Source organism: Cellulosimicrobium sp. GQ32 (assembly GCF_059758455.1).
The window spans coordinates 14881-28345 of the sequence record NZ_JCAXEP010000013.1 but is presented as its reverse complement, the minus strand read 5'-3'; the positions used below and the strand labels follow the sequence as shown (position 1 = coordinate 28345).

General features: G+C 73.6%; 11 protein-coding genes. 4 read left to right on the top strand and 7 right to left on the bottom strand.

Translation table 11 applies throughout. The features are described from left to right. Window positions 1–2: 2 nt before the first annotated feature. Window positions 3–2132 carry a DNA gyrase/topoisomerase IV subunit B gene (locus AC6CH9_RS17925; RefSeq protein WP_389351096.1) on the bottom strand — a complete coding sequence of 710 codons (2130 nt, stop codon included), beginning with the start codon at window positions 2130–2132 and terminating at the stop codon, window positions 3–5. Between the two features lie 197 nt (window positions 2133–2329). Between AC6CH9_RS17925 and AC6CH9_RS17920 the strand changes: the two genes are divergently transcribed. After that, window positions 2330–2542 (top strand): DUF7455 domain-containing protein, encoded by a 213-nt coding sequence (locus AC6CH9_RS17920; protein WP_021479923.1) that lies wholly within the window; start codon window positions 2330–2332, stop codon window positions 2540–2542. 211 nt (window positions 2543–2753) lie between these two features. Here AC6CH9_RS17920 and AC6CH9_RS17915 read toward each other — a convergent pair whose 3' ends face one another. The 3 genes from AC6CH9_RS17915 to AC6CH9_RS17905 all read right to left on the bottom strand — a co-directional run bounded on the left by AC6CH9_RS17915 (window position 2754) and on the right by AC6CH9_RS17905 (window position 6271). Then, a complete protein-coding gene (locus AC6CH9_RS17915) occupies window positions 2754–4322 on the bottom strand; it encodes an RNA polymerase sigma factor (protein WP_498156115.1) in 1569 nt (522 codons plus the stop codon). 271 nt (window positions 4323–4593) lie between these two features. Further along, window positions 4594–4995 (bottom strand): universal stress protein, encoded by a 402-nt coding sequence (locus tag AC6CH9_RS17910; RefSeq protein ID WP_047233156.1) that lies wholly within the window; start codon window positions 4993–4995, stop codon window positions 4594–4596. 94 nt (window positions 4996–5089) lie between these two features. Beyond that, entirely contained in the window at window positions 5090–6271 is a 1182-nt protein-coding gene (locus AC6CH9_RS17905) for a DUF4192 domain-containing protein (RefSeq protein ID WP_498156114.1), read from the bottom strand. A gap of 151 nt (window positions 6272–6422) precedes the next feature. Here AC6CH9_RS17905 and AC6CH9_RS17900 point away from each other — a divergent pair, with 151 nt between their 5' ends. Both AC6CH9_RS17900 and AC6CH9_RS17895 read left to right on the top strand, forming a co-directional pair. Next, window positions 6423–6995, top strand: coding sequence for a hypothetical protein (locus AC6CH9_RS17900; RefSeq protein ID WP_498156113.1), 573 nt, complete (start codon window positions 6423–6425; stop codon window positions 6993–6995). Between the two features lie 55 nt (window positions 6996–7050). Then, a complete protein-coding gene (locus AC6CH9_RS17895) occupies window positions 7051–8229 on the top strand; it encodes a polyprenyl synthetase family protein (RefSeq protein ID WP_498156112.1) in 1179 nt (392 codons plus the stop codon). 42 nt (window positions 8230–8271) lie between these two features. On the opposite strand, the gene AC6CH9_RS17890 is transcribed toward AC6CH9_RS17895, so the two are convergent. Next, the gene (locus AC6CH9_RS17890; protein ID WP_353709082.1) at window positions 8272–8697 is read right to left on the bottom strand and encodes an Rv2175c family DNA-binding protein; all 426 of its coding nucleotides are present in this window, start codon (window positions 8695–8697) and stop codon (window positions 8272–8274) included. A 92-nt stretch (window positions 8698–8789) separates the two neighbouring features. On the opposite strand from AC6CH9_RS17890, the gene pknB reads away from it, so the two are divergent. Then, a complete protein-coding gene (pknB, locus tag AC6CH9_RS17885) occupies window positions 8790–10817 on the top strand; it encodes a Stk1 family PASTA domain-containing Ser/Thr kinase (protein ID WP_498156111.1) in 2028 nt (675 codons plus the stop codon). 52 nt (window positions 10818–10869) lie between these two features. Here the strand turns inward: pknB and AC6CH9_RS17880 are convergent, their stop codons facing one another. Continuing rightward, a complete protein-coding gene (locus AC6CH9_RS17880) occupies window positions 10870–12219 on the bottom strand; it encodes a class II 3-deoxy-7-phosphoheptulonate synthase (protein WP_047233160.1) in 1350 nt (449 codons plus the stop codon). Between the two features lie 13 nt (window positions 12220–12232). Then, a complete protein-coding gene (locus AC6CH9_RS17875; protein WP_498156110.1) occupies window positions 12233–13459 on the bottom strand; it encodes a pyrophosphate--fructose-6-phosphate 1-phosphotransferase in 1227 nt (408 codons plus the stop codon). Window positions 13460–13465 lie beyond the last annotated feature (6 nt).

Below are 13465 nucleotides of genomic sequence, written 5' to 3'. Positions count from 1 at the left end.
CGTCAGACGTCGATGCGAGCGTGGTCCAGCTCGGCTGCCCCCGCGACGATGAACTCCTTGCGCGGCGCGACGTCGCTGCCCATGAGCAGCTCGAACACGCGCTCCGCCGCCTCGGCGTGCTCTGCGGTCACGCGGCGCAGCGTGCGGTGGCGCGGGTCCATCGTCGTCTCGGCGAGCTGGTCCGCATCCATCTCCCCCAGGCCCTTGTACCGCTGGATGTCGTCCTTGTAGCGGCGCCCGGCCTTGTCGAGCTTCTTGAGGGTCGCGGCGAGCTCGGCCTCGGAGTACGTGTAGATGTACTCGTTCTTGCGGCGCCCGGCGCCGATGACCTCGATGCGGTGCAGCGGCGGCACCGCCGCGAACACGCGACCCGCCTCGACGAGCGGCTTCATGTACCGGTAGAAGAGCGTGAGCAGCAGCGTACGGATGTGGGCGCCGTCGACGTCGGCGTCCGTCATGAGCACGATCTTGCCGTAGCGCGCGGCCTCCAGGTCGAACGACCGCCCGGAACCGGCGCCGAGCACCTGGATGATCGCGGTGCACTCGGCGTTGCGGAGCATGTCGCTCACGGACGCCTTCTGCACGTTGAGGATCTTGCCGCGGATGGGCAGGAGCGCCTGGAAGTCCGAGCTGCGCGCGAGGCGCGCGGTGCCGAGCGCGCTGTCGCCCTCGACGATGAACAGCTCGCTGCGCTCGACGTCGTCGCTGCGGCAGTCGACGAGCTTGGCCGGCAGGGACGACGTCTCGAGCGCGTTCTTGCGGCGCGAGATCTCCTTCTGCTTGCGCGCGGTGATGCGCGCCCGCATCTCCGCCACGACCTTGTCGAGCAGCAGCGCGGCCTGCGTCTTCTCGTCGCGCTTGGTCGACGTGAGGAGCGCGTTCAGCTCCTTCTCCACCACACGCGACACGATGCCGCGCACGGGCGCAGTGCCGAGAACCTCCTTGGTCTGGCCCTCGAACTGCGGCTCCGCGAGGCGGACGGTCACGACGGCGGTCAGGCCCGCCAGGACGTCGTCCTTCTCGATGCGCTCGGAGGCGTCCTTGGTCGAGACCTTGAGGCGGCGCGCGTTCGTCTCGACGGACTTGCGCAGCACCTTGAGCAGGCCCTGCTCGAACCCGCCGAGGTGGGAGCCTCCCTTGGGCGTGGCGATGATGTTGACGAAGCTGCGGACCTCGGTCTCGTAGCCCGTGCCCCAGCGCAGCGCGACGTCGACCTCGCAGTCGCGCTGCACGGCCTGCGGCGTCATGTGGCCGCGGTCGTCGAGCACCGGCACGGTCTCCGTGAACGACCCCGAACCCGTGAGGTGCCACGTCGCGGTGACGGGCGTGTCCGGCGCGAGGAAGTCGACGAAGTCGACCGACCCGCCCGTGTGCACGAACGTCTCCTCGTGCGGCCCGGACTCCCCCGGCGTGCCGGGCACGCCGCGCTCGTCGCGCACGGTGATCTCGAGGCCGGGGACGAGGAACGTCGTCTGGCGCACGCGCGTGACGAGCTCGTCGTAGGAGAAGACGGCGGTCTTGAGGAAGATCTGGCGGTCCGCCCAGTAGCGCACGCGCGTGCCGGTGACGCCGCGCTTCGTCTTGCCCACGACCGCGAGCTCGGAACCCGACACGAACGGCTCGAACGGGGCGTCCGGCGTCGGGCCCGCCTTCGGGTCCGTGAAGATGCCCGGTTCGCCGCGGTGGAACGTCATGCGGTGCGTCTTGCCGCCGCGGTCCACCTCGACGTCGAGACGCGAGGAGAGCGCATTGACGACGGACGCGCCGACACCGTGGAGGCCGCCCGACGCGGTGTACGAACCTCCGCCGAACTTGCCGCCTGCGTGCAGCTTGGTGAAGACGACCTCGACGCCGGACAGGCCGGTCTTGGGCTCGATGTCCACGGGGATGCCGCGGCCGTCGTCCTCGACCGTCACCGAGGTGTCGGCATGGAGCACCACCCGGATCTTCGAGCAGTTGCCCGCGAGCGCCTCGTCGACCGAGTTGTCGATGATCTCCCACAGGCAGTGCATGAGGCCGCGCGAGTCGGTGGTCCCGATGTACATGCCGGGGCGCTTGCGCACGGCCTCGAGGCCCTCGAGCACGGACAGGTGCCGAGCGGTGTAGCTGGACTCAGCGGAGGTGGTCGTCACGGCCGCAAGCCTAGACGAGCGCGCCCACACCCTTGCGCTCCCCCGCCGCGGGGCCGCGGCTCTGGCTCCGGCTCGGCTCGCCTCGGGATGCGGCACGGACCCGGCACGGGCCGTGCACGGAGCCGAGGCGCTTCGCGGGTAGCGAACCGGGTGCTCGTAGGGGACGAATCCTCAGGGGCGGATGGTTTGATGTTCACGTGACTGCTACGACGACCACCACCGAACCGCTGACCGCGGCCGACCGCTGCGACCGCTGCGGGGCCCAGGCGTACGTCCGCGTGGTCCTGCCGAGCGGTGAGCTGCTGTTCTGCGGCCACCACGCGCGGGCGCACGCCGACGCCTACACCGACCTCGCGACGTCCATCCAGGACGAGACCGACAAGCTGCTCGCGGAGCACGGCGCGCGCTGACGCACCGCTCGCACCGCCGGGCCCCGCCCCCTCGCCGCGAGCGGGGGCGATCACGGGGCCACGAGGACCGGCTCCACCGCCCGGTCCGGCGGCCGACAGCCCGACGACACGACGAAGGCCCCGAGGAGATCTCCTCGGGGCCTTCGTGCGTCTCGACGTCTCCCGCCAGGGACGGCCGGGCCGCTGGGGCGGGCCGCCCGAGGGCGGGACGTCAGTCGAGGTAGTCGCGCAGGACCTGCGAGCGGCTCGGGTGGCGCAGCTTCGACATGGTCTTCGACTCGATCTGTCGGATGCGCTCGCGCGTCACGCCGTAGACCTTGCCGATCTCGTCGAGCGTCTTGGGCTGCCCGTCGGACAGACCGAACCGCATCGAGACGACGCCCGCCTCGCGCTCGCTGAGGGTGTCGAGCACCTGGTGGAGCTGCTCCTGGAGGAGCGTGAAGCTCACCGCGTCGGCCGGGACGATCGCCTCGGAGTCCTCGATGAGGTCGCCGAACTCGCTGTCACCATCCTCGCCGAGGGGCGTGTGCAGCGAGATGGGCTCGCGACCGTACTTCTGGACCTCGACGACCTTCTCCGGGGTCATGTCGAGCTCCTTGGCGAGCTCCTCGGGCGTGGGCTCACGACCCAGGTCCTGGAGCATCTGCCGCTGGACGCGCGCGAGCTTGTTGATGACCTCGACCATGTGCACCGGGATACGGATCGTGCGCGCCTGGTCCGCCATCGCGCGCGTGATCGCCTGGCGGATCCACCAGGTCGCGTACGTCGAGAACTTGTAGCCCTTGGTGTAGTCGAACTTCTCGACCGCACGGATCAGACCGAGGTTGCCCTCCTGGATCAGGTCCAGGAACAGCATGCCGCGACCCGTGTACCGCTTGGCCAGCGACACCACCAGACGCAGGTTCGCCTCGAGCAGGTGGTTCTTCGCGCGCTTGCCGTCGTGCGCGATCCACTGCAGCTCGCGCTTGAGCTTGCGGTCCAGGTCGTCGCCCTCGGCCGCGAGCTTCTCTTCCGCGAACAGGCCGGCCTCGATCCGCTTCGCGAGCTCGACCTCCTGCTCCGCGTTCAGCAGCGCGACCTTGCCGATCTGCTTGAGGTAGTCCTTGACCGGGTCGGCCGTGGCACCGGCGGTGACGACCTGCTGGACCGGCGCGTCGTCCTCGTCGGCGTCCGACACGACGAAGCCCGTCTCCTCGGGCTCCTCGGCCGCGGCACCGGCGGCGGGCTTCTTCGCGCCCGAGTCCGCGGCCGCGTCCTCCTCGTCCTCGGTCACGTCGATCTCGAGGTCCTCGATCTCGACCTCGGCGTCGTCCTCGTCGTCGTCCTTCTTCTTGGCGCGCGCGGGCGTCGCCTTCGCCTTGGCCGGGGCCTTCGCCGCGGTCTTGCGGGCGGCGGGCTTCGCGGGTCCGGTGGACGGCGCGGCCTCGGCGGCGTCGCCCTCGGCCGCCGGGGCGGCCTTGGCTGCGGTCGTCGCGCGGCGCGTCGTCGACGACGTCGACTTCGCGGCGGCGGGCTTGGTGCGCGCCGTCGTCGTGCTGCGCGGCGACGCCGCCGCGGCGACCTTCGTCGTGGTCGGGATGTCGACCTCGACGCCGGCGCCCGCGAGCGCGCGGAAGACCGCCTTCAGCCGCTTGGCGTCGTTGACGGCGGCCTGCTCGCACGCGGTGCGGAAGCTCTCGGCGTCGACGCGACCGTTCGCGCTGCCGCGCCGCAGGAGCTCCTGCAGGGCGGGGTGCTCGAACTCTCGCGGGAGTGCGGAAATCGGGGTTGAGGGCGCCACAAACCGACCTTTCGGCAATCATGGGGGGCGGTAGGGCCGCCGGAGCGGGGACGTGAACCGTGAAGTGCGGGCTTCTCGTGGACTCTCACGGTGAGTCGTCGGGCTCTAGCGGATACCTATATTGTACCGGCGATCCGTGCACCGGACGCCGCGACACGGGGTGAGTTCGGACCTGACCGCCGCTCGGCGGTCCCGCACACCACGTCTCGGCGACGTCCGTCACCCGGGTCCTGGCCTGTACAACGGCCGGGCACCCGCGAAGATTCCCTGCTCAGGCCCCCGCGGCGCGCTCGGGCTTGACGGCCAGCACCGGGCAGGGCGCGTCGAGCAGGATGCGCTGCGCGTTCGACCCGAGGATGAGCTTGCCGACCGGGCTGCGGCGGCGCAGGCCGATGACGATGAGGTCCGCGGAGGCGCGCTCGGCCGCGCTCACGAGGTCGTCCGCGAGGTCGGACGTCCCCTGCTCGCGCCGCAGCGTCGTCCCGGTCCCCTCGAGCCGCTCCTCGACCCGGCGCAGGTCGTCCTCGTGCGCGGCGGCGAGCTCGGGCGTCGACGTCGAGCCCTCCGTGACCACGACCACGAGCTCGGTGCCGCGCCGGACCGCCTCGGTGGCCGCGCTGTCGAGAGCCTCGCGACCCTCGGGCGTGCTCAGGTGCGCGACGACGACGCTCATGTGTCCTCCGGAACGGCTCGTGGGCGCGGTCGGCCGCGGGCGGCGACCGCAGGTCGTGTTGCGGTCGAACCTACCCGAACCCGCGCGCCGCGGCTCACACGTCGGCGCGGATCCAGCCCGGCGGCACACCGGCGTCGAGCGCGCTCGACAGCAGGAGGGCGAGCCGGTACGTCGGGTCCTCCGTGAGCGCCTCATCGAGCCGGCGTCCCGCCCGGCCGCCGTCCCCGTGCCACCAGGCGATCAGCGCGAGGAGCGTGAGCGCCGGCGCGGTGCTCCCGCGCGGGGCGTGCGCCACGACTGCCTCCAGCACGGCGCGGGCCGGTCCCGTGACGGCCGGGTCGGGCGCCAGACCCGCTGCCGGGTCGACGATCGACGCGATCGCGCGTGCCGTCCCGGCGTCGACGTCGCCGCCGCGCACCGTGCGGTCCGCGAGGTCGCCCGTCGAGGGCACGAGCGAGACGAGCACGGCGTCGCGCACCGGGACGGCCCCGAGCCCGGCCGCGAGCCGGCCCAGGACCGTGGCCGGAGGCAGTCCCGCCCCGGCCCGTACGTCGGGTGCCTGGCCCCCCGCGCGGTCCCGCTCGTGCTGCGCCGCGCGGGCGACCGCCGCCCGCCACTCCGCCAGGCTCGCGACCCGGCGGGCGACGGCGTCGGCGTGCGGGTCGGCCCAGGCGTCGCTCGGGCCGCCCCCACGGGCGCGGTCTCGTACCCGTCGCGCGGCACGCGCAGCACGCCGCCGCTCGTCGGCGCCCGCGCGCGGGATCCGCAGCGCCTCCTCCCGCGAGTCCGCGAGCGCCGCCCCGGCGAGGACCATGTGCGCGCCCACCTCGCTCGACTCGAGCTCGCGCAGCGGGCGCCCGCCCGGCGGGCAGCACTCGTCCTCGGTGCAGTCGAGCGCGTACCAGCCGCTCGGTGCCACGACCCAGACGTCCACCGGGCCGTGGTGCGGCTCGACGGCCTCTCGGCAGTGCTCGACGGCGGCCCTCGCGACGGCGGCCTCGACGCCGGCGGACCGCAGCGGGGCGTCCGTGTAGACGACGAGGACGACCCGTTCCGCGCCGTCCGCGGCGAGGTGCCCGACGACGGACCGCGCGAGCTGGGGGCCGTGCTCGAGGTCGGCGACGTCGGCCACGTCGACCCGGACGACGAGGCCGATCCGACCGCGCGGCGGACGCAGGCCGACGAGGACGACGCTGTCCTGCGGCCGGTAGCCGAGCCGGTAGGGGACGTAGGCGAGAAGCTCGCGCGGGCCCTGGGCCCGGATCAGGGTGGTCATGAGCCCATCCCAGCCCGTCCCGGGGCCGCGCGGGGAGAGCGCGCGGACGGCTGTGGACGCCCGTCGTCCCGCGAGGGTCCGGGACGCGTCCTGTGGTCCAGCCCCAGGGCCGGTGGTGGCTCGCGGCCGCCCGGGTGACTACGGTGTGCGCGTGCCACCACGAACCCGAGCCCGCGCACGGCGAGCGGAGCCGACCGCTCGTGCCGCCGCCGTCGTCCTCGTCGTGGCGCTGCTCGGCACGACGCTCGCGGGCTGCCGGGCCGACCCGGACGACATCCAGGGGGCCGCCGGGCCCCGCGGCACGCAAGAGTCCCCCGCGGCGGAGGCGGCCGGCGTCCCGGGCACGCCGCTGCCCGACTACGACGCCGCGTCGGCGGTCGGCGACCTCGTGGAGGGCTTCCCGGCGCAGCTCGTCACGGTCCCTCCGGGCGCCCAGGTGCTCGCGAGCTCGGCCCGGACCACGGAGGACGGCACGCTCGTCGACGTCACCCTCAACCTGCGCTCGGACGAGCCCGTCGACGCCCTCACCGCCTACTACACCGACGCGCTCGGCGCCGCCGGTTTCGAGGTGTCGCCCTCGAGCGTCCCGAGCGCGCTCACGTCCCTCACCACGTTCGTCCGGACACCGGCCCCCGAGTCCCCCACCGAGTCGCTCGCCGTCGGCGTGTTCGACGACGAGACCGAGCGCCTGGTGACGATCAGCGGGCAGGTCGCGGCCGGCTGAGAGCTCCGACCGTGGTACGACGCCCCGAGGCGACCGCACCGCATAGGCTGCCCCCGTGCCGAACCCGTCGCTGCCGACCTCGCCCTCGCCCGCGCCCCTCGACCCGGAGGTCGCCCCGAGCTCCACCGACCCGAGCCCGAGCGCGCTCGTCGACCGGGAGGGCGTGCGCGCCGGGGTCGACGAAGCCCTGCACGTCGCGACCGCCGCGCTGCGCGACGAGCTCGTCTCCGCGCACCCCGACGCGGACCCGCTCGCCGACGCGACGGACTTGCTGGTCGCCGGGGGCAAGCGCCTGCGCGCCGCCTTCTGCTACTGGTCCTGGCGCGCGCACGGCGGCGACCCGGACGGCCCGCACCGCGACGTCGTGCTCCGCGCGGGGGCGGCGCTCGAGCTGTTCCAGGCCGCGGCGCTCTTCCACGACGACGTCATGGACGCCTCCGACACGCGGCGCGGGCACCCGACCGCGCACCGCGCCTTCGGGGCGCGGCACCGCGCGCTCGGCTGGTCGGGCGACGCCGACCGGTACGGCGAGAACACGGCGATCCTGCTCGGCGACCTCGCGCTCATCGCGAGCCACCGCGAGCTGGGCGACGCGCTCGACGCCCTCCCCACCGACGTCGCGACGCGGTCGCGCGTCGTGTTCGGGCGCATGCAGACCGAGGTGATCGTGGGGCAGTACCTCGACGTGCAGGCGCAGGTGCTGCCGTGGGGCGACGACCCCGCGGCCGACGAGGAGCGCGCGCGGGCCGTGATCCGGTCGAAGTCGGCGCGCTACAGCGTCGAGCACCCCATCGCGCTCGGAGCGGCGCTCGCCGGGGCCGACGACGCCGCCGTCGCCGCGACGAGCGCGTTCGGGCTGCCCGTGGGCGAGGCGTTCCAGCTCCGCGACGACGTGCTCGGCGTGTTCGGGGACGCGCGCGTCACGGGCAAGCCCGCGGGCGACGACCTGCGCGAGGGCAAGCGCACGGTGCTCGTCGTGCGTGCGCTCGCCGCGGCGACGCCCGCGCAGCGCGACCTCCTGCTCACGCACCTGGGCGACCCGGACCTCGACGCGCGCACGGTCGAGGAGCTGCGCGCCGTGCTCGTCGAGACCGGCGCGCGCGACGCCGTGGAGTCGCTCATCGCCGAGCTCACCGACCGGGCGTCGTCGGCCCTCTCCGGTGCGGGGCTCGACGAGCCGGGGGCCGCGATGCTCGGGCTGCTCGCGCGGGCCGCCGTCGAGCGCACCGCCTGACGCGGGGTCGGTCAGGTCGGACGAGCGCGTCGGTCGAGCAGGTCAGAGCTCGGACTGCGCGACGCGCCGCACGCGCGCCTTGTGGCCGCTCAGGAGCGTGTCGAACGGCGGCTCCCCCAGCTCGTCGTTCGGGCTGAACAGCCACTCGAGGATCTCGGCGTCGTCGAAGCCGGCGTCGGTGAGCACGACGATCGTGCCCTGGAGGCTCGACAGGACGCCCACGCGCCCGCTCTCGTCCGGGCGCCCGGCGTTCGCCGGGTCGACCAGGTGCAGCGGCACGAGGAACCGCGCCGGGATCTGGAACGTCGTCCGCTCGCCGCGCTTGACGCCGACGACGCGGCGCTCCTGGACGATCCGGCGCACCTTGCCGACGTCGGTACCGAGCGCCTCGGCGACGTCGGGGAGGGTCAGCCACTCGCCGACCAGGTCGTCGAGGGTCGGGCGGGGGCTGGGGTCACGGTCGGTCACCGGGCAAGCCTACGGCGTGCCTCCACACGACACCCACGCCGTGCGCGCCCGCGCTCACCGGATCGCGACGCCCGGCCACCTAGACTCTCCCCGTGGCCACCGTGACGACCGATCCCCTCGTCGGCCGCCTGGTCGACGGGCGGTACGAGGTCGTCTCGCGCATCGCGCGAGGCGGCATGGCGACGGTCTACCTGGCCGTCGACCGGCGGCTCGAGCGCGAGGTCGCGCTCAAGGTCATGCACGCCCACCTCGCCGAGGGCGCGTCGGGCGCCGACTTCGTCTCGCGCTTCCGCCGTGAGGCGCGCGCGGCGGCCCGGCTCACGCACCCCGGCCTCGTCGCCGTGTACGACCAGGGGCTCGACGGCGACACGAGCTACCTCACGATGGAGTACGTGGCGGGCTCGAACCTGCGCCGCGCCATGCTCACGGAGCGCACGCTCCCGCTCGGCCGCACGCTCGACGTGCTCGAGGACGTCCTCGACGCGCTCGCCGCCGCCCACCGCGCCGGGCTCGTGCACCGCGACATCAAGCCGGAGAACGTGCTCGTCGACACCGAGGGCCGGCTCAAGGTCACCGACTTCGGGCTCGCGCGCGCGGTCAACGAGGTCACGGCGACGACGACCGGCACCATCCTCGGGACCGTCGCCTACCTCTCCCCCGAGCTCATCGCGACGGGCGCGTGCGACGCGCGTACCGACGTCTACGCCGTGGGGATCCTCGCCTACGAGATGCTGCTGGGCACGGTCCCGCACACCGGCACGACCCCGATCCAGGTCGCGTTCCAGCACGTCAACAACGACGTGCCGCCGCCCTCGGACGTCGCCCCGTGGATCCCGCCGGAGGTCGACGACCTGCTGTGCGCGCTCGCCGCGCGCGATCCGGCCGACCGCCCGGCCGACGCCGGCGCCGCCCTCGCGCTCGTCCGCGCGGTCCGCGCGGAGCTCGACCCGGCCGACCTCGAGCGGCGCGTCGACCCACCCGCGGCCGCGAGCGTCGTCGGCTCCGCCCAGGGCGCGGAGCCCGGCCCGACGGCGGAGCACCGTGCGGCGGCGACCACGCCCCTCGCCGCGCTCAGCCTCCAGGACCGTGAGGCCGCCGGCCTCACGGAGCCGCTCGCCGTGGGGCACGTCGTCGCCCCGACCACGCGGCCGGGCCCCCCGCCGCCTCCGGCTCCCCCGGCGACGGCCCGACGTCGCGGCCGGGGCCGTGCCGTCGTGTGGTCGCTGGTCGTGCTGCTCGTCCTGGCGGGCGTCGGTGGCGGCGCGGCCTGGTGGTTCTCGTCCGGGCCGGGCGCGTTCACGCAGGTCCCCGACGGACTCGTCGAGGTGTCCCGGACCGAGGCCGCCACGATCCTCGACGGCGCGAACCTCGACCACACCGTCGAGGAACGCTACGACGACACCGTGCCCGAGGGCGCCGTCGTCGAGACCGACCCTCCGTCAGGCGAGCCGGTGCGCAAGGACGGGAGCGTCCAGCTCGTCGTCTCGAAGGGCGTGCGGATGCTCACGGTGCCGACCGGCCTCGTGGGCGCCACGCAGGTGGACGCCACGTCCGCGCTCGAGGGCGCGGACCTGACGGTCGGCGAACCCGTCGCGAAGGCGCACGACGAGGTCCCGGCGGGCCAGGTCATGGCCGTGACCGACGCCGACGGCAACGCGATCGAGGAGGGCGCCACGATCCGGCACGACGTCCCCGTCGTGCTCACCGTCTCGTCCGGACCGGCACCGGTCGTCGTCCCGCAGGTCACCGGCTCCCAGAAGGACGCCGCGGTCAAGGCCCTGAAGGACCAGGGCCTCGTGCCCGCGGTCACCGAGGAGTACTCCGAGTCCGTCGCCGCGGGCCTCGTGATCCGCCAGGACCCCGAGCAGGGCAGCGACGCGCACCGGACGGACACGGTGAACGTCGTCGTGTCGCTCGGCCCCCCGCTCGTCGAGGTGCCCGACACCTACGGCACCAACGTCAAGGCGGCCGAGAAGGCCCTGCGTGACGCGGGCTTCGAGGTCGAGGTCCGCCACCCGCAGGGCATCAGCCCGCTCAACATCGTCTACGCCCAGGACCCTCCGGGCGGGGACGGCCGCACGGCCCCGAAGGGCTCGACGATCGTCATCAACGTCTTCTGACGCGACGGCGACCGGCAGCGGCGTCCTCAGCTGCGGTCCTCAGCGGCAGTCCTCAGCGGCGCAGCATCTCCGCGACCTGGAAGGCCATCTCCAGCGACTGCTGGTGGTTGAGCCGCGGGTCGACGAGCGTCTCGTAACGCAGGGCCAGGCCCGCGTCGTCGATCTCCTCGCTGCCGCCGAGCACCTCGGTGACGTCGTCGCCCGTGAGCTCGACGTGCAGCCCGCCGGGGACGGTGCCCGCGGCGCGGTGCACCTCGAAGAACCCGCGGACCTCGTCCAGCACGTCGTCGAAGCGGCGCGTCTTGTAGCCGCTCGCGGACGTGATCGTGTTGCCGTGCATCGGGTCGGTGACCCACGTGACGGGCACGCCGGCCCGGGACACCGCCTCGACGAGCGGCGGCAGCGCGTCGCGCACGTTGCCCGCGCCCATGCGCGTGACGAACGTCAGGCGACCCTCGACGTCGTCCGGGTTGAGCCGGTGCGCGAGCTCGAGCGCGACGTCGGGCGTCGTGGTCGGCCCGAGCTTGACGCCGATCGGGTTCGCGACGCGCGACAGGAAGTCGACGTGCGCGCCGTCGAGCTGGCGCGTGCGCTCCCCGATCCAGAGGAAGTGCGCCGACGTGTCGTAGGCGTCACCCGTGCGCGTGTCGCGGCGCGTGAGCGCGCGCTCGTAGTCCAGGACGAGGGCCTCGTGGCTCACGAAGAACTCGACCGTGCGCAGGGCGTCGAAGTCGGCGCCGCACGCGTCCATGAAGCGGATCGCGCGGTCGATTTCCGACGCCGTCTGCTCGTAGCGCGCGTAGGCGGGGTTGCGCATGAACCCGCGGTTCCACTCGTGGACCTGGCGCAGGTCGGCGAACCCGCCGGTCGTGAAGGCCCGCACGACGTTCCACGTGGCCGACGAGATCTGGTACGCCTGCACGAGGCGCTCCGGGTCGGGCACACGCGCCTCGGGGGTGAACGCGTGGCCGTTGATCATGTCGCCGCGGTACGCGGGCAGCGTCACGCCGTCGCGCGTCTCCGAGTCGGAGCTGCGCGGTTTCGCGTACTGCCCGGCCATGCGGCCCATCTTCACGACGGGCATGCTCGCCCCGTGCGTGAGGATGACCGCCATCTGGAGGATCGTGCGGATCTTGTTGCGGATGCGGTCGGCGTTCGCCTCGGCGAACGTCTCGGCGCAGTCTCCCCCTTGGAGGAGGAACGCCTCGCCCCGCCCGGCCGCGGCCAGGCGGGAGCGCAGCGTGTCGGCCGCGGCGGGCACCACGAGCGGCGCGGAGGCCGCGAGCCGGTCCCGGACGGCGTCGAGCGCCGCCTCGTCCGGCCACGTCGGCTGCTGGAGCGCGACGAGCGTGCGGAAGTGGTCGAGCCCGGCGTCGGTCCCCGGCTCGCTCGTGGTGGTCATCCCGCTGCCCGGATCAGTGCGCGGCGGGTGCCGCGGCGACGAGCGGCTGACCGATGCCCTCGAGGAGCTCGCCGAACCACTGCTGCGTGACGTCGAACGCCTTGCCGCCGGCGATGCGCGGGAACTCGATCGCGCGCAGGCGGTCGCCGTTCTCCTCGTCGTGCCCGATGACGCCGGACTCGCCGCGCAGCGCGCACTCGACCGCGAGGTCGGTCATCGACTTGATGAGGCGCAGGTCCTCGGCGTTCGCGGCCGCGGCACGCGAGAAGTAGCCGGACTTCTGCACCATGACCTTCTCGGCGCCCAGCTTGTCGGCGAACTGCTTGGCGAACCACTGGCCCGGGTTGACGGTGTCGAGCTTCACGTGGCCGAACGGGTCGCGCTGGACCTCCTCGCCGGCCGCCTCGAGCTGCGCGACGATCTCGTGCATGCCGGCGCCCTCGGACAGGAAGATGTTGACGTTGCCCTGCTCGTCCATGATCGCCTTGAGGCGCTCGGCCTCGGCGTCGATGTCGAGCGCGAGCTCCGGCAGGAAGACCGCGTGGACGTCCCAGCGCTCGCGCGTCAGACCGAGGGCCGGGGCCCACTCCTGCGCGTCGAGCCACTTGCGGTACTCGGCCGCGGACGCGGCGGTGAGCCAGCCACAGTGCCGCCCCATGACCTCGTGCACGATGAGCATGCGCGGGCCCGAGCGGTGCTCGCCGATGACGTTGGCGGCGAAGCCCGCGGCCTCCTCGGCGGCGGTCCACGCACCGAGCGACTGACGGATCGGGATCACGTCGTTGTCGATCGTCTTCGGCAGGCCCACGACCGTGAGCTCGTAGCCGTTCTCGTGGAGGTACGCGGCGAGGTCGGCCGCGGTCGTGTTCGTGTCGTCGCCGCCGATCGTGTGCAGCACGTCGACGCCGTCCGCCTTGAGCTGCTCCGCGGCGACCTGGAGCGGGTCCTGGCCCTCCTGGACGAGTCCGCGCTTGACGCAGTCGGCCGCGTTCGTCAGCTTGACGCGGGAGTTGCCGATCGGCGATCCGCCGAACCGGTGCAGGATGCCGGCCTGCTTGCGGCCCTCCTCGTCCACCACGATCTTCGTGCCGGTCAGCAGGCCGTGGTAGCCGTACTGGTAGGCGATGATCTCGATCTCCGGGTCGAGCTCCGTGTACCGCTCGATGAGACCCCCGACGGCGGAGGACAGGCACGGGGCGAAACCGCCCGCGGTGAGGAGGGCGACGCGACGAACCGACATGTGAAC